This is a genomic window from Paraflavisolibacter caeni (assembly GCF_025628885.1).
Classification (GTDB): Bacteria; Bacteroidota; Bacteroidia; order Chitinophagales; family Chitinophagaceae; genus Flavisolibacter; species Flavisolibacter caeni.
In genome coordinates this window covers 60,126-84,971 of the sequence record NZ_JAOTIF010000017.1, presented here as the reverse complement: position 1 = coordinate 84,971, position 24,846 = coordinate 60,126, and the positions used below count along the sequence as shown (strand labels likewise).

Here is a 24,846-nt window from a genome sequence, read left to right as displayed (position 1 = left end):
AATGAAGCCATAAACTCGATACCATAAACAATGAAAACGGAAATGATCAAGAAGCATTACAATATTTTTTTTCTGTTACTCTGTTTTTGGCTGGTAGCCTGCAATGTTACCAAAAGCCTGCCTGAAGGTGAGAAACTATACACTGGCGCGAGCATAAAAGTCAAAGGCCCGCAACTTACATCAAAACATAAAAAGGTGCTGGTTAGTGACTTACAAGGCCTGGCACGCCCTAAGCCTAATTCAAGACTATTAGGTATTCCTTTTAAACTTAAACTATACACTCTTTTCAGGAAGTCAAAGCCTAATTCTTTTTTTGGGAAAATTAGAGATAAGAATGGTGAGCCGCCGGTTTTAATGAGCAGTGTGGATCTTGAACAAACTGCAAAGCTGATGCAAAATCACCTTGAGAATAAAGGATTTTTTAAGGCAGCAGTTACCGGAGATACCACAGTGAAGAAGAAAAAAGGTAGTGCAAGCTATAGTGCTGGCACTGATTACCAATATCATATCAGGAACATTATGTTTCCTGACGATAGCAGTCAGCTTTCCCAAACAATTCGTCAAAGTGCAACAAAAACCCTGCTCAAAACAGGTCAGCCATTCGACCTTGATCTTATAAAAGGCGAGCGGACCCGCATAGATGCAGTCCTGAAAGAAAAGGGCTACTTTTTCTTTAGTCCTGATTTCTTATTGGCAAAGGTGGATAGCACTAACGGCAATCATATTGTAGATATGAAACTGGTTGTTAAACCCGGCATCTCTGAAGTGGCTACCCAGGCTTACCGCATTAACAATGTGTATATCTATACTGGTTACAATATAAATGCATCCAAGACTGATACCAACAAGGCATATGCAAAATTTTATGATGGATTTTATGTTATTGACCAGCGAAACCGGTTTAAACCTAAACTATTTACGAAGATTATGCAATTTAGACCAGGTGATCTGTATAACCGAACCGATCATAATCAAACGTTGAACCGTCTGATCAATTTAAATGAATTCAAGTTTGTAAAGAACCGATTCGAGCCTATTCCTGACACTTCCAAATTGGATGTTTATTATTACCTAACACCTTTACGTAAAAAGACGTTGCGTGCTGAAATCACGGGTACAACAAAGTCGAACAACATGAATGGGGGCCAAATCACTGGCACCTGGTTAAAAAGAAACACTTTCCACGCAGGTGAACAGCTAAGCTTAAGCGCTTATATTGGATCAGAAGCTCAGTTTGGAGGTGGCTCTAATAAGGGTTATAATACCTACCGCACAGGGGCTGAACTAAATCTTACCTTTCCCCGCCTTATTGTTCCATTTTTCGATTTCAGGCCAAGTGGCGGTTATGTGCCAAGAACTAATATTAAACTTGGGTATGACATTTTAAAAAGACAAAAGTTATATACACTTAACTCATTCCGAGGTGCCTATGGTTATTTATGGAAAGTAAGTATGGCTGAACAACACGAATTATATCCTATCAGTGTTACTTATGTGCAACCATCAAAAGTGACGCAGGAATATAGAGACAGTGTGGCGAAATATCCTTCCCTGAAACATGTCATCGACTCTCAATTTATTATTGGTGCTACATACCAGTATAATTATAACCAAGTGGCAACCGGCATTCAAAGGACTAATTCATTTTATTTCAATGGCCTGGTTGATATTTCAGGGAATATGGCAGGCCTGCTTACGAATAAAAAGGACGGAGAGGGTAAAGAAAAAATTTTCAATGCACCCTTTGACCAGTATTTAAAGCTGGAAGCGGATTTCCGTTATTACCGCCGCCTTGGGCTCAATGCAACCTGGGCCAACCGAATTGTTCTTGGATATGGACTACCTTATGGCAATTCAGACAAGATACCTTATATCAAGCAGTTCTTTTCTGGCGGTAATAACAGTATCAGGGCGTTCCGAAGCCGGTCGCTTTTGGGGACGTACTATATACCTAACCAACCAGATGCCTATCCCGATCTAACGGGTGATTTGAAATTGGAAATCAACACTGAATACCGACCAAGGATCAGCGGCCCTATCTATGGCGCTTTGTTTATTGATGCAGGTAATGCGTGGCTTAAAAATGAAGACAGCTTGCAACCCGGAGCAAAATTTACCAGTGATTTCTTAAATCAATTGGCAGTTGGTGCAGGTGTAGGCTTAAGGCTGGATATTCAAATATTTGTCCTTCGCCTTGATGTGGCTTTTCCTTTGCGTAAACCCTGGGAATCAAACCCGTGGGTAATCGACCAAATAAGATTGGGCAACGCACAATGGAGAAAGGACAATCTTATTTATAACCTGGCGATTGGATATCCTTTTTAACCGGAGATAATCAATTAAATAAGAAACGCCCTGGGAACAGGGCGTCGTGCTTTAATGTGTATATACACTTCGGTCTTTTGACCAAAGTCATGTTGAAAGCAACAGTAAATCATGCAACAGGTACTAAGGTAAAACGAACATTGAGCCAGCTGCCGTCAGAAGATCGGAAAATCTCTCATTTTTTACGTTTTCGTACTTTTTAAGGCGGCTGTATTAATAGAAGATTTTAATATGGCTCGATCCAGGTGTTACACTTGCCGCATTAAAAGCTGTTCTTTTTTAAAAGACTGCTCGAAAAACGTACTTGAGGAGATCTCAGATCTCAAGCAACATTTCACTTTTGAAAGGGGTGAATTAATTGTCCGTGAAAATGAAGAGATCAATGGCGTTTACTTTATAAGCAGTGGTGTAGCGAAAGTGATGCTGAATGATGTTCAAGGCAGACCTCTGATTATCAGGCTCTTACAACCAGGGGAAGTGTTTGGTCATCGTATTAACAACAAGCACAAAATACACCCGGCTTCAATTGTAGCTATTGAAAAGACGAACATATGTTTTGTTCCTCTCTCCTGTTTTCTAAAATTTTTCAGTAGCGATAAAACTTTCTTCCAGGGCGTCATCAACCAATATCTTAATGATGTAAGGGATGTGGAGCTACGTACTTTATTCCTGGCCTATAAAACGGTTCGTCAGAAAGTTGCCGGCGCGATGCTTCAAATAGCCAAAGCCTATCAATACCAACATGACGCAAAAGGCATTCGTATACACCTGGAACGACAAGAAATAGCGGATCTCGCGTCTACTACAAAAGAACAGGTCTCGAAAATTCTTTTTGATCTGAAGAGTGAAGGTCTTATCAACTTCAGGGCAAAGCACTTTAAGTATATAAATACCGAAGCGTTGCAAGGGATTCTGGATGGGAGTGGTTAAGTGGTTAGCAATTTTTGCAAGGCAAGCTTTACTTTTAGGGGGTTGGGTAACATAGCGCTTTCCAAACCAACATTGAGGGGCACTGCAGGTAAATTAAGAGCGCCTAATACGTCTACAGGCAAATCCAACCATTGAAAGCAAGCCTTGGAAATGCGTCCTGCTAAAGCTTCTGCAAATGAGTTATTTTGTTGTTCTTCGGTGAGCACCAGGCATTTACCGTGCTTTTTTACAGTTTCATAAACAAGTTCCTCGTCTAAGGGATACAATGTTCTCAGGTCGATGATTTCAACCTGCCCAGGCAAATCTTTGGCAGCAGTTTTGGCCCAGTACACGCCCATGCCGTAAGTGACTACACATACAGATGCTCCATTTTGTTCAAAGTGTTTATCAGACTGGAGGACAATGTTTGCCTTACCAAGTGGTAATAAGTAATCGCGTGCTGGCTCTATGGTTTTTGCCTCCTCGGTTCCGGGGAGTTTGCTCCAGTAAAGGCCTTTATGTTCCAGCATCAGAACCGGATTGGGGTCGTAATAGGCTGCTTTCATCAATCCCTTCATATCTGCAGCATTAGATGGATAAGCGATCTTTAATCCTTTAATGGTGAGCAAGGTACTTTCCACACACCCGCTATGGTAAGGACCGCCACCACTGTAAGCGCCAACAGGAACCCGGATTACAGTTGATACAGGGAATTTGCCACAAGAGAGATAACAGGATTTTGATATTTCTGTAACTAACTGGTTGAAACCAGGGTATATGTAATCTGCAAATTGCACTTCCACTATTGGCCTCACTCCTACTGCACTTAACCCCACTGTGGAACCAATTATATATGCTTCCTGGATGGCAGTATTAAACACCCTTTGTTCACCAAACTTTTGAGCCAGTGTAGCTGCTTCCCGGAAAACGCCACCTAGTCGCTTACCCACATCCTGTCCAAACAAAATACAGGCTTCATTATCTTCCATCAATTCGCTGATAGCAAATAAGGCAGCATCAACCATCAGTACCTTTTCTTTTCCTTCCGGGCGCCGTTCTCCTCTTTCTTCTGTTATGGATGTAGGTACAAACACATGTTCGGCTACCCGGGCCGGGTCGGGCTCAGGAGCGTTTACAGCATCTGTGAATTGCTGCCTGATGGACTCTGTTATTTCTTTTTCCAATGTAATCAATTCCGCTTCGGGCACCTTGTACGAAAGTGTTTTCCGGAGTTTAGGAAGAGGATCATTAGCCCTATGCTTTGCCAGGTCTTCATCGGTCCGGTAGAATTCTTTGCGAACGCCGCTGGTATGATGTCCTAACAAGCACACTTTAGCATGCACGAGCCATGGCTTTCTGTACTGGCGTACATGATTCACAACACTTTGCATTGCTTCAAAGGAAGCCAGGAAGTCGGTACCATCCACTTTTAGCCTGTTGAGCCCTTTAAAACCTGCTGCATACTCAAAAGCGTCCATTGCCCTTTCTTCGGCTGCTGTGGCACTGATGCCCCATTCATTGTCCTGAACGAGGTAGATAATTGGCAACTGTTTCAATACAGCAAACTGCAAGGCCTCGGCAACTTCTCCCTCGGTGATGGAGGCATCTCCAAGAGAACAGAGGACAATAGGGAATTCTTGAGAGGGTTGTCTTCTAGCTTCCCAATACTGTATTCCTTGCGCCACGCCGGTCGTGGGTATAGCTTGCATACCTGTGGCGCTACTTTGATGAATGATTTGGGGTTTGTCGGGTGCTTTTGAATTTGGATGTGAATAGTAACTACGGCCTCCGGTAAAAGGATCCCCGCCCTTGGTTAATAATTGGAGCATCAGCTCGTAAGGAGTCCACCCCATGCCCAGTAACATGCTTTCGTCGCGGTAATAGGGGCTTACCCAATCATAAGGTTTAAGCTGGAAGGCTGTAGCCAGTTGAATGGCTTCATGGCCCCTGGAAGTGGAATGAACGTAACGGGTAATTTGCCGGTTGGCTTCGTAGGTTTCTGCCATAACAGAAGCACTATACATTAACCGGTAGGCATGAAGTAAAAGTTTCTTTTCTGGCATCGTTAGTTCAAATGCTAAGAGGTGATCATGAGTTGGCCATCAACAAAAAAGCCACCGTTGAGGGGTGGCTTTCCGGTTATTTTACATCTAATGATAACAGCGGGTCGTCTTCAACAAAGGCTTCCAGTTCATCGCCTACAACAATTTCTCCGACACCTGCGGGTGTACCTGTAAAGATCAGGTCGCCAATATTGAGGGAGAAAAAGTTAGAAATATAAGAAACAAGGTAATCGAAATTGAAGATCATATTAGTAGAACTACCCTGTTGCATCAACTCTTTATTCTTATAGAGGCAGAAATTGATTTCCTTTTTTCCTTTCAGATTAGCAAGGGGGATCCACTTTCCTATTGCGGCTGAATTATCCCAGGCTTTGGCTTTTTCCCAAGGCAAGCCTTTCTCCTTTAACTGGTTCTGAATGTCACGGGCGGTAAAATCAATACCTACGGTAATGGCATCATAATACTTATTGGCGAATTTCTCCTGTATGTATTTGCCATTCTTTGAAATACGCAATACCAGTTCACATTCGAAATGCAATTCATTGGTAAATTCGGGATAATAGAAAGGCGTATGCGGCTGAAGCAAAGCGCTTTTTGGCTTCATAAATATGACTGGTTCGTCGGGAATGCCATTGCCCAGCTCTTTAGCATGTTCAACAAAATTGCGGCCTATACAAAATATCTTCATAAATAAGGGTGTTTAGAGTAAATACATCGGATAACAATGCGTGGTGGTTTTCTTTCGCATCCCATATATTTAAACCTTTAGCAGTTTTCCTTGGTAAAGAACATTATGGTTTCGCTAATGTAAGTAATTGCACTCATTTTTCATACTATATAACAATATTGTTTATTTTGTTCATAGTATCGGTTATTCCTGCAGCTGCAAAGTTTTCAATGGCTTCAACACTTTTATCAATCTTAAGCTTAACCAGTATTTCCTCCTCTTTATTCCATTTGCCCAGGACAAAATCTACCTGCCTGCCTTTTGGATAATTGTTTCCAATGCCAAATCTCAGCTTTGGATAATTTGAGGTACCCAAACTTTCCTGAATGCTCTTTAAGCCATTATGACCGGCATCACTCCCACCTGGTCGCAACCGCAATTTATCCAGGGGTAAAGCCAGGTCGTCTACGACTACCAACATGTTTTGCAAGTCAATTTTTTCTTTATCCATCCAGTATTTTACCGCCTTACCACTCAGGTTCATGTAAGTGGTGGGGCAGATGCACACAAATATTTTTCCTTTCCATTTAATTTCAGCTACGTAAGCATAACGGTCGGAAACTAACTGGCCGCCATGCTTGATTACAAAAGCCATAACGACATCAAAACCAATATTATGGCGTGTATGCTCATATTCTCTCCCTATATTTCCCAAACCTACGATCAAATATTTCATAGAGCGAATATCTGAGTTTTTGCAAAATGATGATAAAACACTAAATCTCAAATACCTGATTCAGGGTATTTTAAAAAAAAACCCGTTCCGGCAGGGAACGGGTAAAGAACAAATTGTTTTTATTATTTTTTGCCTTTTGCAGGAGCTGCTGCAGCCTCTTCCTGGCGTAAAGCACGGGTAGTAACAACAGAAGCAATTGGAATACGGGGTGAGTTCAGTACCTCGTAGTTTTCAGTTTTGACATCTTGAACGCGGAGGTTGTCACCGACATTCATATGCTCTACATTAACCTCGATTTTCTCTTTCAGATCGCGAGGATAAGATCTCACTTTCAACGCTTTCATCTTTGTTTCCAGACGTCCACCACCTTTAACACCGATAGCTGTCCCTACAAAACTCAAAGGAATAGTAGCAACAACCTTTTTGTCTTCTACCAATTCCAGTAAATCAACGTGGATCAACTCATCTGTGATCTTGTCAAATTGAAGGTCCTTCAAAATGCAACGATAAGTTTTGCCATTAACATTAACCTCCGCTAACTGGAAGTTTGGTGTATATACTAAAAGCTTAAAAGCCTTGGCAGGAGCAGTAAAGTTTACTTCCTCCGCACCCCCGTAAATTACACCAGGCACGAGTTCCTGAGAGCGAAGCTGGCGGGTGGCTGACTTGCCAAATTCGGTCCTCAGTTGTCCTTCGATTGTAATTGTCTTCATTGTATGAGTGTTTAAAAAATTGAATTTGTCAATTGTGAAATGTGAATGGTCAATATTCCCTTCACATTTTCAAAGTTTTCCGGCTGAACATGGGCATTACATATCTCTTCTTTGCGAATGGATGAAGAGGTTGTTGATGCTTCTGTTTTCGTGTGCATTGCGAATAGCTACGGCAAACAGGTCGGCTACAGTAATTACTTTCAATTTAGGTATTTGCTGCAACTGTGGTTTGAGTGGAATGGTATCACATACCACCAATTCCTCCAAAACGCTATTTGATATATTATCGAAGGCCTTTCCGCTTAATACGGGGTGAGTTACCAGGGCCCGAACGCTACGCGCACCTTTTTCTTTTAAAAGAGCTGCGGCTTTTGCCAACGTGCCTGCTGTATCTGCGATATCATCAATAATTACGATATCCTTGTTGGTCACATCGCCAATCACCACCATGCTGGCTATTTCATTTGCCCGCTTTCTGTGCTTATCACAGATCACCATTTCGGCATTGAAATAACTGGCTATTTCCCTGATGCGGTTGGTTGCACCCACGTCAGGGGCCGCAAAGGTAAGGTTTTCCAGTTTGAGTTGTGATATATAAGGTATAAAAACTGCTGAACTATCCAGGTGGTCTACCGGGATATCGAAATAGCCCTGGATCTGGGGAGCGTGGAGGTCCATTGTGATCACCCTGTCTGCACCTGCAGCGGTAAGCATATTTGCTACCAGTTTACTACCGATGGCCACACGAGGTTTGTCTTTCCTGTCCTGGCGTGCATAGCCATAGTAAGGCATTACAGCCACAATTTTAGCTGCCGAAGCGCGACGTGCGGCGTCGATCATGAGGAGGAGCTCCATCAGGTTGTCGCTTGGGGCATGAGTACTTTGAATCAGGAAAACCATGTCGCCACGGATACTTTCCATAAAAACCGGCTGAATTTCGCCGTCGCTGAATTTCTGGATATTGATTTTACCAGGCAGGCACCCATAGCGTTCACAAATTTGAGCGGCTAACTCCTGTGAACTGGTACCAGAGAAGATTTTTGCTGTAGAGTGCATGTTTTTAAATCTGCGGCGAAGATAAGCTAACAGACAAAAGAGGGGAAGATAAAAAAGAGATTTTAAGAAAACAGGTGTTCACATTATGATAACATTTTAAGTAAGAGGGGGATGTTGGAGAAATCAAATACCAAACTGGTAGAGCAGATATGGCTTGGATACGGAGTATACAGGGAGTACCTATGCAGTTAGACCGCAGTAATGTCTCTATAAGGTCTCTATAAGGTCTCTATAACATCTCTATAAAGTCTCTATAGATCGAGAGAAAATAAAATATGAGCGTGGTTGGAAGATGGGGAAATGTGGTGCTTTGCACCCATTGAGATCATATAAATTTTGGCGCATATTATTTATTATTGGCATTATGCAAGAACCAAAACAAACTATTAAAGAGTGGGCGGTTGATGACCGACCACGGGAAAAAGTCATTCTAAAAGGTCCAGATTCTCTTAGTGACTCTGAATTATTAGCCATATTAATTACGAATGGCATCCGTGAAAAAAGTGCTTTAGACCTGGCAAAGGATGTTTTAAAGCTGGCAAAGTACAATCTTCCTGAACTGGGCAAACTTAATGTTAAAGAACTCATGAAAGTGAAAGGTATTGGCGAGGCGAAGGCAATTACTATTGTTGCTGCAATGGAATTGGGAAGGCGGAGGCAGGCTTCAGCTTCGCGGGAAAAAGAGGTGATTACCAGCAGCAGTGATGTTGCCAGGTACCTGCAAACGCTTTATAAAGACTACCGGCATGAGGTATTTTCAGTGATGTACCTGAATCGAGCGAACAAAGTGAATCGAATTCAGAAAATTTCTGAAGGCGGCATGACTGGTACAGTGGCTGATCCCAGGATTATTTTACGAAAAGCACTAGAAGAAGATGCTGTTAGTATTATCCTTTGTCACAATCATCCTTCCGGAAGTCTGAAACCTAGCAGGGCTGATGAAGAACTAACAATGAAAATAAAGGAGGCAGCCCGATATTTTGACATTAAAGTGCTGGATCATCTTATTGTAAGCGAGGATGGGTATTTCAGTTTTGCGGATGAGGGGATACTGTAGTTTACAATTTGTTTGGACAAAATAAAAAACCGCCTTCGGGCGGTTTTTTATTAGATCAGTCTTGCAAAAATTATTTTACATCCCACCACACACGGTCATAGAGTAGCTTTTGACCCGGGAAGTTTGTATTACGGGTAACTTCTGTGTTTGGATATAAAAAGCGTTGTGGCAGCTTTCCAGATCCTAATGTAGAAGCAACCGAAGGAACTAAAAAGTTGGGATAACCTGTTCTTCTGTATTCGCTCCAAGCCTCAAAACCTTGTGTGCCACACATAGCATAGTATTTCTGTGTAATAATAGCTTTGATCTGACCTTCTTTATCAAGTGGCAGTTGAGCATCAGGAGCAGCCGCAATATATGCAGGTGCAGAACTAGCCAAACCAGTAGCAGTAAAGCTGGCAGTAATACCATTTTGAAATAATGTAGCCACAATGCCAGTAGCCCAGCCACGTGCTACTGCTTCTGCCTGCAAGAAGTAAGCTTCTGCTGCGCTCATCAAGATTACAGGTGCAATACCTGAAGTTGCAGCCCTTGAAGAACCGGCCCTTCCTCCCACATTGGTGCTTGGATAGGCAGGCAAAACAGTGGAACCGGGCTGAGTATCATAGTCTCCTTGCAAATGACCAAATATTTGACCAGTCTGAGCACCAGTTGTATACCTAGACAAATAAAAGTAATTGATCCGGGGATCGGAATTTGCTTTAAATGCATTTATTGCAGTCTTGCTCGCAATCAGATTTTGCACATGACCTAAGCCTACACTTTCAGCATACAATGGATTTTGATTACCACCCACAGATGTATAAGTGATTTTTGCATCAGAGGTCAAAAAGGTTGGGGAAGTTGCAAACAACGCTGCTATTCCGGCTTGAGCCTTGGCTGCATCCACTTCCGAAAGACGCAAGCTAGCCCTTAACAAAAGAGTGTTTCCAAACCTTTTCCACAAATTCATATCTCCTTTAAATACAATATCATCTGTACCTGGTTTATAAGAAGAAGAATTATTAGCTAAAGACACTCCCTTTGCAGCCCATACCAAGATGCTATCATAAACAACCTTTTGCTCATCGTAATGAGGGAAAAGATTATCCGCACCTTGCATGGTTTCCTTCAAAGGCACATTTCCAAAAGCATCTGTCAGTAATTGATAAACATATGCCTTTTCAATATAGCCAATGGCTGCATATTGCTTATATTTTTCCTGATCTGCTTTGGCAATCAATTGCTCTATATCCTTGAGCACTATATTGTATAATATTCCCCATGGCCTATCAAAATTAGCGGCATCAGGCTGGTATCTTTCAACTGGCTTGTACTGGGAAGCAGTCGTATTTTGTGTCCAATATTCACTCCATAGTCCACCATAGACTTGAAAATTATTGCCTACCACCATGCCAATTCCTCCCTGTGTTGAAGGCAATACCAGTGATTCCTGGGCGCTTTCCGGCCCATTAGGACTTTCATTTACATCAAGGAATTTTTTGCATCCTGTAAAGCCGACTGCAGCTGTCATCACTGCTACAGTCAGCAAATTCTTATATAATGATTTCATAGTTTTTTTTTAGAAGGAAACTTTAAGATTAACACCATAATTGCGCACAGATGGTTGTGCTGTAAAGTCAAAACCCTGTTCATTACCACTACCGGTAGAATTGACTTCAGGATCAGCATATTTGTTTTCCTTTGCAGTTTTAATCCAAAGGTTGTTTCCAAATATTCCGATTGAAGCTTTTCCAAAAGGCGTATTTCTCAATTTGCTTTGAGGCAGATCATAACTTAAACCCAGTTCACGCAATTTGATGTAAGAAGCATCAACTACATGCTGGCCAGCAGGGATCAAATCGGTATAATAATCCTGTGGGAAAAATTCAGTAGTATTAGCGATATATTTTCCAGAAGTAGGATCAAGTACAACAGAGTTCTTAAATACGTCTCCCTCCCTGTTATAGTCAACCGTTTCGGCAGCTGTGCCTACAAAATCCAGAATGTCTTTTGTTCTGGAATAGAATTTACCACCTTGTTTCGTATCAAACAAAATACTCAATGAAATTCCTTTATAACTTAAGTTAGTACCCAAAGAGGCCATGTATTTTGGATTATAAGAACCCAGGTACACTGCATCTGGAGTTAGTTGAGGCATACCGGTTTCCGCATCAACAATCACATGTCCTTCATCATCTTTTAACAAGTCACGGGCATAAAACATTCCATAAGGACGATTTTTAGCTGCAACTATGCTCATCCCGCTAAAACCGCCAACGACAACCTGATCTACATCAAGTTCCTTCACTACACTGTTATTGTGGGTATAAGTTCCAAATATTTCCCACGTAAACCCAGAAGCGTTTTGAATAGGAGTTGCACGTACACTCAACTCAACACCTTTATTTTCAACCAAACCTGCGTTCATTACCCTGGAAGAAAACCCTGTAGTAGGAGTTACTGGCACTGATAATATCTGATTTTTCGAACTGTTTTTGTAATATGAAAAATCAACATATGCTCTATTTTTCAAAAATCCAAGTTCAGCACCCACTTCATAAGCTGTGGTAATTTCGGGCTTCAAATTGGGATTACCTATTTTATCACCCAACGTGTAGCCTGGCACAGAATTTAGCGGAAATATGGTGGAACCAAAACCTCCATTAATAGAAGTTTTCTCATACAAGGTTTTTAACAAATATGGATCAGCATCATTACCCACCTGCGCTATGCTAGCTCTGATTTTACCATAATTCAGCACATTTGCTATTTTGGAACCATGCGTCAATTCGGTAAAAATAAATGCTCCGTTTACACTAGGATAGAAGAAAGAATTGCTTCCCTCTGGCAAAGTAGAGGACCAGTCATTGCGGGCTGTAGCACCCAGGAATAAATAATTTTTATATGATAAGTTAAGTTCTGAATAACCCCCCACTAATCTTCTCTTCGAATAGTTGTCATATGATCTAAGCGGACCATTACTGTTATCCAAATCGTACCAACCCGGAATTACTAATCCTGCAGTATTAGTGGCTGCTTCCAACTCTGTATAAATCCTGTTGCGTACATTATGACCAACCATTAAACTACCTCTGAAATCTTTATTAAAGTCTTTGTGGGCAGTGATCATCAAATCGTTGACGATTTCTGATAAATTATATTGGAAAGCTCCAAAATAACCATTACTGGATTGAATATTACCAGTAGAAGAATATTCTCCTGAAGTATTATCAGCAGGTATCAGAGAGAATCTGGGTTCTTGTCTGCGCCTGCGGTCAGCATAAATATCAGTACCCAACCTGTTCGTAATGTCCAGCCAATCTGTAGCTTTATAATTTACAGAAAAATTTCCTGTGATACGATCAACATCATTAAAATTTCTGTAGTTTTTCAATAGGAAATATGGATTTAAGGTGTAAGCACCATAATATCCATAAGTTTCGTTACCATCTTTATCAAAAGTACCGCCCATGCTATAATATGGATTGCTCAAATCGCTCAAATCAGTCAATGGAATGTTGCGTGGCATTTGCAGCACATTATCATAAACAGATCCATCAGCCTGCCCACCCTGTATAGCATTGCTTTTAATTTTGGTATAGCTTACAGAAATGCTGGAGGTAAAATTATTGGCCAATTGTGTAGAGCCATTAAATCTTACACCATATTTATTATACTTATCAGCATCACCAGGCATTACACCATTTGAATTCAAAGAATTCAGAGACAAATAATAGGTGCTCTTGTCTCCAGCTCCTGAAAATGAAAGATTGTTAGTGAAAGTCTGGCCTGTTGCAAAGAAATCTTTTACATTATCAGCAACAGCGCTGTATGGGCGTTCTAATTGCTTTCCATTGATTGCCTGGCCCCAGCCACGAACTTTACCGTCAAAGGCTGGCCCCCAGCTAAAATTTTCTTTTGGGTCAAAGGTTTCATTATCATATCCTTCTCCATATTGATTTTGGAAATCAGGCAGTTTTAAAATATTAGAAAAACCAACAGAGCTTGAGTAAGTAATTTCATTCTTTTTGTTCTGACCCTTTTTACCTGATTTAGTGGTAATAATTAATGCACCATTAGAAGCCCTAGAACCGTACAGGGCTGCTGCCGCAGGCCCTTTCAATACAGTAATGGATTCAATGTCTTCAGAATTGATATCATTTCCTCTATTACCATAGTCGACACTAGTCAAAGCACCCCCACCAATTACGCTGGAATTATCAATAGGCACACCATCAATTACAATCAGCGCCTGGTTGTTACCAGTAATGGAAGAACCACCACGCAATACAATCCGACTTGAACTACCAGGCGCACCAGCAGTACCAGTAACGTTTGCACCGGCTACTTTACCTTGCAAGGCATTGATTGCGCTTGATGCGTTTCCTTTGGTCAGTTCATCTGCTTTAACTACTGGTGCAGAATATCCCAAAGATTTTTTATCACGCTTAATATTATTAGCAGTTACGACTACTACTTCCGACAACTGTCCTTCAGCCCTTTTAAGGGTAATTGTTTGAGCAGCGGCTCCTGAGGGGAGTGTTTGTGTTTGAAACCCTGTAGCAGTAATTGCTAACCTTCCATTTTGTTTAATGGTAATATTGAAATTACCTTTTTCATCTGCGGTTGTACCATTTTTTGTTCCTAATTCGGTAACTGTGGCAAAAGGTACTGGATTGCCATTATCGTCTCTGACCGTCCCCGTTACCGTGCGGGCCTGGCCAAATGCTAATGCGCATAATAGCATCAGCACTGTAAACAGCGATGCAATTTTTCTCATGTGAACTTAGAATTTAAAATTTAAAGCATTAAAATATGGTTAGAAATCAATGATTCCTGTGTCAGCAACCATCTGGCTTCGAATGGGTAAGCTCTGCAATAAAGCCAAAAATAGAATTTTTTTTTAAAAATCGGCCTTCCAAAATAAATATTCTAAAAATTAATATTTATTCTAAACCGCAAATCAGGGCTTTAATCATTTGCAAACTTTTATACATATTAAGTGTTTGGAGTACATATTACAAGCAATCCCAATTAAAATGAAAGAAAGTTTATATGGGATAAGTAGTGTTTTGAGATCGCATTATAACAGAAGAATATGTAACAAATGGATATACTTCGTCAAGGCATAGTTTATAACCATGCCTTGACGAAGTAATATGCATAACGACTTAGAGGTTTATACAAAGAAAATATTATGCTTGTCCTGCCGGGCCTCCAAAGGTTAAGGGGATTGAAATTTCTTCCAGGTCTTTAATCGGGCCGTTAGCGGCTTCATATCGGTTCACATTTTCTATTAACGCTTTCATAAAGCGTTTGGCGTGTTGAGGGGTAAAGATAATGCGCGATTTCACCTTGCTTTTAGGTGTACCTGGCATCACATTTACAAAGTCAATCACGAACTCGGCATGGGAATGGGTAATAATAGCGAGGTTGGCATAACTGCCTTCTGCTACTTCTTCCGATATCTCTATATTAATTTGATTCTGATTTTGATTTGGATCTTGCATAAATAAAATTAAGGAATCAAATGTATAAAGCATATCAATGAAAAAGAAAAAGGGCTGCAAAAAATGCAGCCCTTTAGTCAATAAAAATAGATAACTCTACTCCCTGGTGATCACTTCTTCTACAATCCGGGGAGCTGAAGTATTATATGAATAATGCAAATGGAATGACTTGGTGGCAGGATCATAATAATTGCGCCCCCAATGTTGATCAATATTGGGCGTTACTCCTCTCGGCTCAATGGTAACTGAATTATCTGCATTAATGATCAAAAGCATTTGATAACCAGCGCCGCCTAAATCGCCTAATGGTGCCAAAACAGAATTGGGCTCTTCTGTAGTGAGTTCTTTTTCTTCATCGATATCTCTATCACCTGCTGTAGGGTGGTGAAAAACACCTGCTGCATGGTAAAGACCGTGATATTTATTTTTAACACGGAGCGAGATCAATTGCTGGCCATAGTTCCCGCTAATTTTAATATCCGGGTTAGAAACATTTGCCACTTTCATTCCTAAAGCGTATTTACCTGATTCGAGAAAACTAGGATTCTTTATAGTTCCACTTAATACGGCCTCTCTCTGTCCTTTAGGTATCGTCGCATCCATGGTTGGAAAGTTGAAATAAGATGCTGGCAATGGGGTAAAATTCTCGTCATTCCGTGCATTAAAATCTGCTATTACTGCGGGATCAACAGCCAGCGTAACTTTTAAATCCTCAGGAGCGGGATCGAGTGCAGCCAGATTTAAATTCACCAGTTGTACGGTTGTATCACCCGTGCTATAATCAAGCGACTTTGTATAAAAGCCTTCGATAGGGCCCATGATCTCAACAAGTTTAATACTTTTATTGATATTTATATTTTCCTTCCCTTCATCATAATCGTCATCTTTTAAGCAACTTACCCCTAAAACCATCAGAAGCAGGCAGGCACTTGAATGAAGCAGAAATTTATTGATTGATTTCATAATCATGTTTTTTATGGTAATCATTGTTTGTCCCAAAAGATTCTTGTATTAGGATCGATATTGCCTTGAGCTTGTACGTTAGCCCCATTAACAGCGTATTCAGTCTGAGGATATAATAGCCTGACGGGTATTGTTCTTGAACCTCGAGCAGGGTTCACTGATAGCGGAACGTCTGCAGGCACACCTAGCCTCCTGTAATCATTCCAGGCTTCTATTGGATTGATACCTACCATTGCAATATATTTTTGGTTTACAATGAACTTTATCCTGCTGTCCATGCTGGAACCAGCATTTGCCCATTTAGCATTCCTTGCTTCACTTAAATACTCTGCAGCAGCATCTTCTGCGTCATCAACTCCTAACCAAATAAATGATTCAGTGACAGCTTCCTCGTATGCCTGCTGAGCAGAGCCAGAATAGCCAACATCCCAACCCCTGGCCACTGCTTCGGCTTGCAGGAACATACTTTCTACAGAAGTCACGATCCACTGACCCTGGTCATATGATTTAGCCAAGCCCGGACCAATATTCGAAGTTTTATCTCCATTATATGCATCATCCGGAGGAGAGCCATACACTGTACCTACAAACTGCCCCCCGTTTTTTGCAGGAGCAAAGAAGTACGCCAGTCTAGGGTCAAGATTGTTCTTTAATACATTGATCATATAAGCATTGGCCCTGTAATATTCATTGGCCACATTACCACTAGGCAAAAGTCCATAAGCTGAATAGAAAGGATTTTGCTTACCTACATCATTCAAGTAACCTGGGTTTACCTCTGCGCTTTCGCCAGATTGCAAAACACCTCCATTGGTTTTGATCTTTGCCAGTTCGGCTGTTGGATTCGCATTGATCTCGGAAGTCCTGATCAAAAGCCTAAGCTTAATTGTATTAGCCATTTTAATCCACATTTCAGCATCCCCGTGATAAACGATATCTATAGTTTCGGCAGAAGAAGGCACATGATCAACTACTTCACTCAAAATTGCAACTGCTGTATCTAACTGCACTTGCAAATTTGCATAGATATCCTCTGCTTTATCGTAGGCTGGCGCAGGGAATTCAATTGGTTTAAACGCCTGGGAATATGGAACATTTCCATAAATGTCCACTAAAAATTGGAACAAATGAGCTTTGTTGATCATCGCAACTGCCCTATAGTATGGCTGATTGCTTTCCAATGCTTTTTGTTCAACGTTATAAAGATCAAACAAAACATTATATAGGCCAGGCCATCTCGTATCCTGGAAAGTATTGGTAATGTTATAGGTAGACTCTTCGGTACTTGGGTTATAGGAACCGGATGGAGAAAAATGTCCCATCCAGTTGGAAACCCATCCATAACCGGTGGCGTAACCGTCATTATCTATCGTACGGTTTCCCACAGCAGTCTGGGCACCAACGCCCTGTAAGGCATTAGGTAAAATTAACTCGGCCGTAATATTGGATTCAGTTACATTATTTGGGTTGTGATTGATATCCAATTTTTTCTGACATCCTACCATCCCGATAGAAAGCAATACGGAAAAGAAAAGTAACTTATTTATATTGGTTCTCATTTTAAACATTTTAGAACGTTAATGTAACTGACCCGCCAAAGTATCTTGCAGGAGGTGTGGCGAATACGTTGTTAATCCCGTAAGTGTTACCTGCTGAAGTATAGTTGAACTCAGGATCGGTCCATTGATTTGATTTCGGTAAAAAAGTAAGGAGGTTTCTACCAACCGCGCCTACAACTACTTTTTTAATCACTTTCGTTTCTCCAATATATTTAGAAGGTATGTCATATGAAATCACCAACTCTCTCAACTTCCAGAAAGCTGCGCTTGAAAAATAGTTTGTACCGATGGCTGTGTTGGTGGCGCCCACAGCCCAAAAGTTCCTTCCGCCACCTGACGTTGTTAAATTCTCGTTCGGAACATACTTAGAGCCATCCCAGTAAACAGAATTTGGGAAAACAAAACGCTGACGGTTAAATTGTGCACTACGTTCTGAAATACCGGTAAAGTCCATATCCGAACCAATGCCATGATAAGCAAAGTGACCGCCCCTGTAATCCCAGGTCATCGCCACTGTCAAACCTTTCCAGTTGAAAGATGGATTGAAGCCCATTATCCAAAGTGGCAAAGTGCGTCCCCTGGTTACTAAACTATCTTCCAGGCTAGGATCGCCCGTAATCCTGTCGACGATCACTCTTCCATTCGGATCTCTTTTGTAATCAGTTAATTTGAATACAAATGCTGGCTCTCCAACAATCGCATAGTTAAAGACATCCGGAGAACTTGCAGCTATTTGAGTAAATTCATTACTACCACCAATGGCTAATTCATTGATACCAGGGAACAGAGATTTGACTTTATTGTCATTATAAGTAACATTCACGCCAAAGTTGATTCTTCCTTGTCCCAGATATACCAGCGGAGAAAGGTTTAAATCCATTTCAACACCATAGTTATTGAAGTCAGCAGCATTGGTGAAAAAGGAAGGATAACCGGTAGCTGCAGACTGTTGCACTTCCAATATCTGGTTTGTATTTTTTTGGTGGAAATAAGTTGCATCCAGGTTGATCCTGTTCCTGAAGAAACCTAATTCTACACCGACTTCAAACGAATTCACAAACTCTGGTTCAATCAATGGGTTGGTAACCACATTAGCTGCACTAAATCCACCCAGGCCACCATAAGGGAATCCATTGGTTTGTGTATAGATAGCTTCCAGTTGGTAGATCCCCAGGTTTACGTTTGCAGATTTCGAAATAGCGCTCCTGACTTTTGCATATGAAATGGTGCGGTTGCCTTTTAATGCAGGAACGGCATCAGTAAGTATAACAGAGCCACTCACTCCCGGATAGAAATAAGAGTTCTTCGATTCATCCAGGCGACTGTCCCAGTCATTGGCAGCTGAAAATTCCAGGTTGGCCCATCCTTTATAGTTCACACCGATCTGGCCAAAAAGAGAAAAAAGTCGATTCCGAAAATTATTTTCGAAGGCTATTGATTCGCCGGTTCTATTGGAAAGGTTGAACAGGTAAGGCACAACAAGGTTGTTGCCCTGAACATTGATATTTTTGGAATCATTCTGCCGGTACCTGAAGCCTAAAATGTAGTTCAACCTGAAATCATTTTTTACTTCTTTTCTACCATTCAAAAACAATTCATGTGTAATCCGGCTGATATAGGATTCACCATCTCCTACAAAGCCAGGCTGAGGATCATACTGCTGTCCCCTGGTTTCCTGAGCCCACTCGGTTGTTTCAATTGGAGAGCTTTCACTTTTGTAAGAGTTGAAACCAAAGGAGGCACCTGCACGATAAGTAGCAGTCAACCAATCAGTAAAATCGAAGTTGGCTTCAGCCGAAGCTAAAAAGTTATCGCCCCGACCTATAGTTCTATGATTTTCAATCACCCAATAGGGATTTACAAAATACTCATTGTAGTAATTGGAGTATTCTGCATACTTATTCGTTTTAGGATCTTTATATGAAGTTAAGGGGACTTGTGCAGGAGTATTCAATACCGTAAAGTAAACACTACCATTGTAACTGCTTGAAAACCTGTTAGCATATGCGGCATCATTGACGACGTTATAATTGGTTTGAATGTAATTTAAGTTAGCTGTGGCCCTGAACTTTCCATAATCCTTAGAAGAATTTAATCTAAACGAAGTACGGCGGTTTTTATCTTGTGGCATCAACCCATGGATTCGAGCATCCTGGAATGAGATATAATAATCCTTTGCTCCAAAAGAAACGTCCACCTGCTGAGTTAAGCCATTATCGTTCCAGAATTTCTTTCTTTCATCTGTTGGACTGTATTTAACCACCTGCTGAGAACTATCTTCCAACATCCGTCCTAAAGGTCTCATAGTGCCGTCAAATCGAGGACCATATTGCTGGTTTTCTACAGAATCATACTCTGGCCTGCCGAGTGCATCTTCACTGCTACCACTTCCAAATTTATCTTGCAAGTCTGGTAGAAAAGAGACCTTGGCCAGTTGAACAGTGTAACCAATACTTACAAAGGGCTTACCGGAAGCTCCTCTCCTGGTTGTAACAATGATGACACCGTTTACTCCATCGGGGCCATAAACAGCAGCTGCAGAAGCTCCTTTCAAAATATTTACTTCCTGAACGTCAGAGGGATTTATAGTGGAAATAAAAGTCAGAGGAGTGGGAACACCATCCACAACCATTAATGGCTGGTTATTACCGGTCAAGGAACGGATACCACGCAGGTTAATCCTTGATTCCTCAAACACGCCACTATTTACTGTGGTAATATTTACACCAGACACTTTACCTGTTAACCCGTTTTGCAGGTTGGTAGATTTTGCCTGTGTCAATTGGTTGTTTGAAACACGTGCAGTTGAGTATCCCAATTCTTTTGCCTGACGTTTGATACCCAAGGCTGTAGTTACAACTACTTCGGACAATTGGCCCTCAGATCTGGCCAAAGTAATTGCCTGAGGACCTTCTCCTATTGGAGAAGAGACTGTTTGAAACCCGGCGGCTGTAATGGCCAATTTTGCATTCGGGTTACGGATTGTAAGACTGAAATTACCTTTTTCGTCTGCTGTGGTTCCATTTTTTGTTCCGGCTTCGGCAACTGTAGCAAAAGGTATAGGATTGCCGTTATCATCTTTGACCGTACCTGTTACTGTGCGGGCCTGGCCAAACGCCAATGTGCATAGCAGCATTAGCACCGTGAACAGTGATGCAATTTTTCTCATGTGTACTCCGAATTTTTAATTTAAAGCATTGAATTATAGTAAAAAAGATATATACAACTTTATAGCAGCCTGCTTTACCATATTATTTCATAACAAAACGAGCATACCAAACAAAGCATTTATCTTATTCAAGCTTGGGTACTAATCTGTTTTCGGGGGTACTAAACTTTCAGGTTATTAGACTTGAAATATCAACACGTTACATGCTCCTCTATATACTATTTTTTAAAAAAGATACACGAATCCAATGCAGGAATTTCACCTAAACAACTCCTATAGACAGTTAATCCTTTGATAATGATGCATGATCAACAAAAATTATTGAACTTTTTGTTGAGCACGAGATGTTTTATTCAACTTATACAAATAGAATAATATTATATATATCGATTAAATCTTAAATCTCATCTATTATTGATGGAATATCAATTGTCGCTGTCCATGCTTGATGAATAGATACCTAATTTTAAAACATATCAGCATTAATGAGCTATGTTCCTTCCAATTTTAATGCATGAGTTATGCAAATGAATTGGTCAGCCTGCATTTTTATAGCAGAGTTTACTGGGACAATTATCTTTTAAAACTGTAATGCTGCCTGTAACCGGATCTCAGTTTTTGCCATTGCGTTGGTACCTGAATCAGAAGCATCAATGGACAAATTGTTTTGATAAGAAGTTCTGGCTATTTTCAACCATACTGAGAGGTGTTTTAATACATCGTAATTGAGATTTACATAATAACGAAGACCGTTGCCATTATAGAAAGGAGTGGTAAAGGAATACGAAACATCATTTTCATAAGCATAGATCCTGCTATAAAAACCAGAAGTTTCGAAGAACAGAATCCGTCCATTTGCAGAAAGTTTTTTCAGCGGCTTATAATTTAATCCTGTAAAAAACAGAAACCCTTCTTCTTCCTTATTACCACCTTTATCATACCAAACCACATCCATTCTGTTCTGCCATGTTAATTGAGATGCCAGAACACAACTCATATGAACGCGCCATTGTTGACGCAACTTAGGAATCACTTCATTCAGTTCTGTTTCTGCTGCTGTATTATTGATATACTTCCGTTCATTGCGGTATCGGGTATACAATTCCATCTGTTTGTTTGGCTGATAAGTAACTTGAATCATATAATCCCGGCCGGTAGAAGGAGCATCGACCCTGTATTTCAACCAGGCGAACTTATAAACATCACTATATGCATTTATTGTCAAATTAACGGTTGGCCGCAAACGTATACCTAAATACAAACCAGATTCATTTGTAGGCATTGTACTTTCAGAAAAAGCTTTACCGTATACAGTCACATAATCTTTTTCATAGTGTCGATGCAGTACCGATAAGTCCACCTTGGAATGCAAACTTGCAAGTAACCCACTTAGGATGGCTTTATAAAAGTTTTCATCAGCAGCGGCTTCTCCAAAAAAATGAAAATTCCTGTATGTGAAACTGTAATCTGTACTCATGTTCATGGCTGAACTTCCTTTTAATGCAAAAAGATTATAGGGATCATCTCTTTTCTCTACAGGGCTAGAAAAATTGTGAGCAACTGCATTGAATCCAATATGAAAAGATCTGACCTTCCAGGAAAGATTGCCACCAATTGAATGCTGTTCAACACTGGCTTTATCCATAATTTCTGATGAGGATCGGTGCATCCCTGAGCTGATAAAACTACTAACGGCCTCACTCCCACTGATTGAATCCTTTACAATATTAGCGTCCAATTTTCTGACTGATCCAAACAAGGTTGCCTCTGTATTCCATTTTTGGATGGTAAGACCTACACCCCGGTTGAAATAAAACTCTCCCGCAGATGTGTAATGTTTTAATACTGGTGCCTGTTTTTTTATCGAAGCAGCCTCAGCTCCTTTCATAAACGAAATAGACTGCCATTGTACTAATCCCTGTCCCAAATTGACACTAAAATCACCAAGAGCGATGGCTTTAAAAATCCCAACATTGCGCGTGAATAAATGAGCCGAATAAAAGTCAAAGCCTTTTGATTGAGCACCTTTAAAAAACTGTTCCCCCGCATCATTCTCGGCTGTAAAACCATATTGCAATAAATTGTTGTACTTATACTGATACCTCAAAAGAAGATAATTAGGATTTCCCAGGTAGTGGGCAGAACGTGAAGTATCATAGTCGTCACTATTCTCTAAAATCCGCGACGACCGTAGCAATAGAAAATGTGCGCCACCTTTTAGCCTTGGTTTAATGCTAGCAGAGAAAGTTACCGGCTTCCGGATGGTAATGAAAGGCTGCATCTTACGAATGGTTGATATGTCCCACCCAGGAATGCTCTGCAATTCGTAAATATCTATAAAACCACCCAAGGACTTCCGGTAGGCAAGAAAATTCTGTATTTGCAAAGCGCTCAAGAAAGGAAAAACATGCAATTCATCGGCTTCAGCTTCATTTAAATTCAATGGTCGTTTTTTATATGACTCCAACTCTTGTAACAAGATATCGTCTACCGTCTCGTTTTCTGTTAGTTCAGCCAGGTTTTCGAGCTGTTGTTGTGTACCAGAAGGCAATTCCTGGGCATATATGGCTTGCACTGCAAGCACCATGACCATTAATACAAAAAAGCGTGTCATTCTTAATCAGGCAAATGATATGATAATTGAACAGCGGGTGTAATTCCCAAGTTTTGATGATAGGAAGTAATGGCATCAATCCTGAAATCACTCAATTCCACTCCAGCCCCCATAAAAAAGGAAGCAGAGCCGCTGGAAATACCTGCTTTACAAAGCAGAAGTTTGGTAAAAGCATACTGTAGTGATGCTGTTACCTGCATCCCCAAACCATCCACCTTGTTTGCGATAGCAGATAGAAACAACTGATCAGATGCGTCATAACCTAATCCTATTTCATATACGGATGCCAGCTTTGTCTCACTTTCTTTTCCAGTCAGCGTTCCAGCAGGTTTATAAACGTGGAACCCACCCCTGAGCTCATCAGAAAATTGGAAAATAGCACCTGCATCAACAGCTAATAAACCTGAACTACCATAACCATTGGCTTTGAAAGCTCGATAATTAAATTGTGCGCCTATCGAAACCCTGTCATTTAGCTTGCGGCCATACGCTAAACCCGCTTCTGTTTCATTAAAATTGAGGGAGCCAAAACGCCTGGCAGAAAATCCAAAATTGCCGCTGCTTGTAGGCAGAACTGCCGAAGCAGCGAAAAATGCCAGCTCATCCAGAAGAAACCTTTTTTCGCCATAAATGCTAAAAGCAGGCTTTTTGAAAATGGCTAGTGCAGCCTGGTTGGATGTAAATGAAAAAGCCTCAGCTTGAAGTTTGCTATAAGTGGTTGCTTGTAAAGGGGCCCTGAGCTCAGGCAGATGAAGAACTTGCGAGGTCGATATTAATGGAATCAATCCAAGCAAAAAGAATAAGCAGTTATGCACAGTTAGTTTTCATGTAAAATAAACATGACTAATTAAAAGTGCAAGCCTGCAGGAAGAAAGTTTATTTCAATGGTAATCTTTCTTCTGCAGGCTTAAACCAAAAGACATTGATCTCTATTTATTACCTGGTATTTTGCGACTGTTGCTGAGCAGGAACCTGTGTTCTTTTTAGCAGCATCACATAGCCACACAGATCTTTCTTTTTTTTCTTGTTTACCTGCACAGGTTTCATCATGTGAAACCCTGTGGCTTTAGGTTGATATGAGTATGAAATAATATTACCATCTACATCTCCCCAGCGCTTCTGCTGAAACACTACTTGTTTTTCACTCCAATCATACATACGAACTTCATAAAGGCGGGAAGTAGGTTCTCCAATAAAAACAAACTGGTACCAACCGTTCTGTTGTAAGGGAACAACCACAGGCATTTCATACTCACTTTCCATAGTAATGGAAGCTTCTTTTAAAACAGTAAAACCATCTTTTGCATATAATGATTTCAAACTGTCCACCTGGCTTTTGATCACATCGCTTTTACATTCCTGCACCCGGATCACGTTCTGGGATGAGGCAGAAAATGCACAACACAAGCTGAATACAAAAAGGATAAGGTACGGTTTCAATATTCGGATTTTAATGGTACTAAAAGAATCGTGCATAAAACTATTCAAAAGGTTTTAAGTCTGGATAAAACATGCGTGGGAAT

The 24,846-nt window shown here is 40.8% G+C and carries 17 protein-coding genes; 3 read left to right on the top strand and 14 right to left on the bottom strand.

Translation table 11 applies throughout. The features are described from left to right. Positions 1-30: 30 nt before the first annotated feature. Both tamL and OCK74_RS18235 read left to right on the top strand, forming a co-directional pair. Positions 31-2,325 (top strand): translocation and assembly module lipoprotein TamL, encoded by a 2,295-nt coding sequence (tamL, locus tag OCK74_RS18240; protein WP_279298507.1) that lies wholly within the window; start codon positions 31-33, stop codon positions 2,323-2,325. Positions 2,326-2,556: 231 nt separating this feature from the next. Continuing rightward, positions 2,557-3,255, top strand: a complete 699-nt coding sequence (locus tag OCK74_RS18235) for a Crp/Fnr family transcriptional regulator (RefSeq protein WP_279298506.1) — start codon at positions 2,557-2,559, stop codon at positions 3,253-3,255. On the opposite strand, the gene OCK74_RS18230 is transcribed toward OCK74_RS18235, so the two are convergent. The 5 genes from OCK74_RS18230 to OCK74_RS18210 all read right to left on the bottom strand — a co-directional run bounded on the left by OCK74_RS18230 (position 3,252) and on the right by OCK74_RS18210 (position 8,469). Continuing rightward, positions 3,252-5,297, bottom strand: coding sequence for an alpha-ketoacid dehydrogenase subunit alpha/beta (locus OCK74_RS18230; protein ID WP_279298505.1), 2,046 nt, complete (start codon positions 5,295-5,297; stop codon positions 3,252-3,254). The genes OCK74_RS18235 and OCK74_RS18230 overlap by 4 nt on opposite strands. A 76-nt stretch (positions 5,298-5,373) precedes the next feature. Next, positions 5,374-5,985, bottom strand: coding sequence for a fumarylacetoacetate hydrolase family protein (locus OCK74_RS18225; protein ID WP_279298504.1), 612 nt, complete (start codon positions 5,983-5,985; stop codon positions 5,374-5,376). 145 nt (positions 5,986-6,130) lie between these two features. Then, positions 6,131-6,700 (bottom strand): aminoacyl-tRNA hydrolase, encoded by a 570-nt coding sequence (pth, locus tag OCK74_RS18220; protein ID WP_279298503.1) that lies wholly within the window; start codon positions 6,698-6,700, stop codon positions 6,131-6,133. Positions 6,701-6,822: 122 nt separating this feature from the next. Beyond that, positions 6,823-7,413, bottom strand: a complete 591-nt coding sequence (locus tag OCK74_RS18215) for a 50S ribosomal protein L25 (RefSeq protein WP_279298502.1) — start codon at positions 7,411-7,413, stop codon at positions 6,823-6,825. A 96-nt stretch (positions 7,414-7,509) separates the two neighbouring features. Next, positions 7,510-8,469: a ribose-phosphate pyrophosphokinase gene (locus OCK74_RS18210; protein WP_279298501.1), complete on the bottom strand. Its 960-nt coding sequence runs from the start codon at positions 8,467-8,469 to the stop codon at positions 7,510-7,512. Positions 8,470-8,833: 364 nt separating this feature from the next. Between OCK74_RS18210 and radC the strand changes: the two genes are divergently transcribed. Beyond that, positions 8,834-9,526 (top strand): RadC family protein, encoded by a 693-nt coding sequence (radC, locus tag OCK74_RS18205; RefSeq protein WP_279298500.1) that lies wholly within the window; start codon positions 8,834-8,836, stop codon positions 9,524-9,526. A gap of 70 nt (positions 9,527-9,596) precedes the next feature. Here radC and OCK74_RS18200 read toward each other — a convergent pair whose 3' ends face one another. The 9 genes from OCK74_RS18200 to OCK74_RS18160 all read right to left on the bottom strand — a co-directional run bounded on the left by OCK74_RS18200 (position 9,597) and on the right by OCK74_RS18160 (position 24,763). Continuing rightward, positions 9,597-11,078, bottom strand: a complete 1,482-nt coding sequence (locus tag OCK74_RS18200) for a SusD/RagB family nutrient-binding outer membrane lipoprotein (protein WP_279298499.1) — start codon at positions 11,076-11,078, stop codon at positions 9,597-9,599. 9 nt (positions 11,079-11,087) lie between these two features. Beyond that, complete coding sequence (locus OCK74_RS18195) at positions 11,088-14,288, bottom strand: SusC/RagA family TonB-linked outer membrane protein (protein ID WP_279298498.1); 3,201 nt, start codon at positions 14,286-14,288, stop codon at positions 11,088-11,090. Positions 14,289-14,703: 415 nt separating this feature from the next. After that, positions 14,704-15,018 carry a DUF3467 domain-containing protein gene (locus OCK74_RS18190; protein ID WP_279298497.1) on the bottom strand — a complete coding sequence of 105 codons (315 nt, stop codon included), beginning with the start codon at positions 15,016-15,018 and terminating at the stop codon, positions 14,704-14,706. A 96-nt stretch (positions 15,019-15,114) separates the two neighbouring features. Further along, positions 15,115-15,981, bottom strand: coding sequence for a BT_3987 domain-containing protein (locus tag OCK74_RS18185; RefSeq protein WP_279298496.1), 867 nt, complete (start codon positions 15,979-15,981; stop codon positions 15,115-15,117). A 20-nt stretch (positions 15,982-16,001) separates the two neighbouring features. Further along, a complete protein-coding gene (locus OCK74_RS18180; protein ID WP_279298495.1) occupies positions 16,002-17,540 on the bottom strand; it encodes a SusD/RagB family nutrient-binding outer membrane lipoprotein in 1,539 nt (512 codons plus the stop codon). Between the two features lie 10 nt (positions 17,541-17,550). Next, the gene (locus OCK74_RS18175; protein WP_279298494.1) at positions 17,551-20,709 is read right to left on the bottom strand and encodes a SusC/RagA family TonB-linked outer membrane protein; all 3,159 of its coding nucleotides are present in this window, start codon (positions 20,707-20,709) and stop codon (positions 17,551-17,553) included. Positions 20,710-21,289: 580 nt separating this feature from the next. Continuing rightward, positions 21,290-23,323: a ComEA family DNA-binding protein gene (locus tag OCK74_RS18170; RefSeq protein WP_279298493.1), complete on the bottom strand. Its 2,034-nt coding sequence runs from the start codon at positions 23,321-23,323 to the stop codon at positions 21,290-21,292. A gap of 2 nt (positions 23,324-23,325) precedes the next feature. Beyond that, positions 23,326-24,138: a hypothetical protein gene (locus OCK74_RS18165; protein ID WP_279298492.1), complete on the bottom strand. Its 813-nt coding sequence runs from the start codon at positions 24,136-24,138 to the stop codon at positions 23,326-23,328. A gap of 121 nt (positions 24,139-24,259) precedes the next feature. Beyond that, positions 24,260-24,763, bottom strand: a complete 504-nt coding sequence (locus tag OCK74_RS18160; RefSeq protein ID WP_279298491.1) for a hypothetical protein — start codon at positions 24,761-24,763, stop codon at positions 24,260-24,262. Positions 24,764-24,846 lie beyond the last annotated feature (83 nt).

What these genes read in the sequence shown, in the direction of transcription:
- OCK74_RS18235 (WP_279298506.1), top strand. Translation starts at nt 2,557, where the DNA reads ATGGCTCGATCCAGGTGTTACACTTGCCGCATTAAAAGCTGTTCTTTT.
- radC (WP_279298500.1), top strand. Translation starts at nt 8,834, where the DNA reads ATGCAAGAACCAAAACAAACTATTAAAGAGTGGGCGGTTGATGACCGA.
- OCK74_RS18185 (WP_279298496.1), bottom strand. Translation starts at nt 15,981, where the DNA reads ATGAAATCAATCAATAAATTTCTGCTTCATTCAAGTGCCTGCCTGCTT.
- OCK74_RS18200 (WP_279298499.1), bottom strand. Translation starts at nt 11,078, where the DNA reads ATGAAATCATTATATAAGAATTTGCTGACTGTAGCAGTGATGACAGCT.
- OCK74_RS18215 (WP_279298502.1), bottom strand. Translation starts at nt 7,413, where the DNA reads ATGAAGACAATTACAATCGAAGGACAACTGAGGACCGAATTTGGCAAG.
- OCK74_RS18175 (WP_279298494.1), bottom strand. Translation starts at nt 20,709, where the DNA reads ATGAGAAAAATTGCATCACTGTTCACGGTGCTAATGCTGCTATGCACA.
- OCK74_RS18230 (WP_279298505.1), bottom strand. Translation starts at nt 5,297, where the DNA reads ATGCCAGAAAAGAAACTTTTACTTCATGCCTACCGGTTAATGTATAGT.
- OCK74_RS18225 (WP_279298504.1), bottom strand. Translation starts at nt 5,985, where the DNA reads ATGAAGATATTTTGTATAGGCCGCAATTTTGTTGAACATGCTAAAGAG.
- OCK74_RS18180 (WP_279298495.1), bottom strand. Translation starts at nt 17,540, where the DNA reads ATGAGAACCAATATAAATAAGTTACTTTTCTTTTCCGTATTGCTTTCT.
- OCK74_RS18195 (WP_279298498.1), bottom strand. Translation starts at nt 14,288, where the DNA reads ATGAGAAAAATTGCATCGCTGTTTACAGTGCTGATGCTATTATGCGCA.
- OCK74_RS18210 (WP_279298501.1), bottom strand. Translation starts at nt 8,469, where the DNA reads ATGCACTCTACAGCAAAAATCTTCTCTGGTACCAGTTCACAGGAGTTA.
- pth (WP_279298503.1), bottom strand. Translation starts at nt 6,700, where the DNA reads ATGAAATATTTGATCGTAGGTTTGGGAAATATAGGGAGAGAATATGAG.
- OCK74_RS18190 (WP_279298497.1), bottom strand. Translation starts at nt 15,018, where the DNA reads ATGCAAGATCCAAATCAAAATCAGAATCAAATTAATATAGAGATATCG.
- tamL (WP_279298507.1), top strand. Translation starts at nt 31, where the DNA reads ATGAAAACGGAAATGATCAAGAAGCATTACAATATTTTTTTTCTGTTA.
- OCK74_RS18170 (WP_279298493.1), bottom strand. Translation starts at nt 23,323, where the DNA reads ATGACACGCTTTTTTGTATTAATGGTCATGGTGCTTGCAGTGCAAGCC.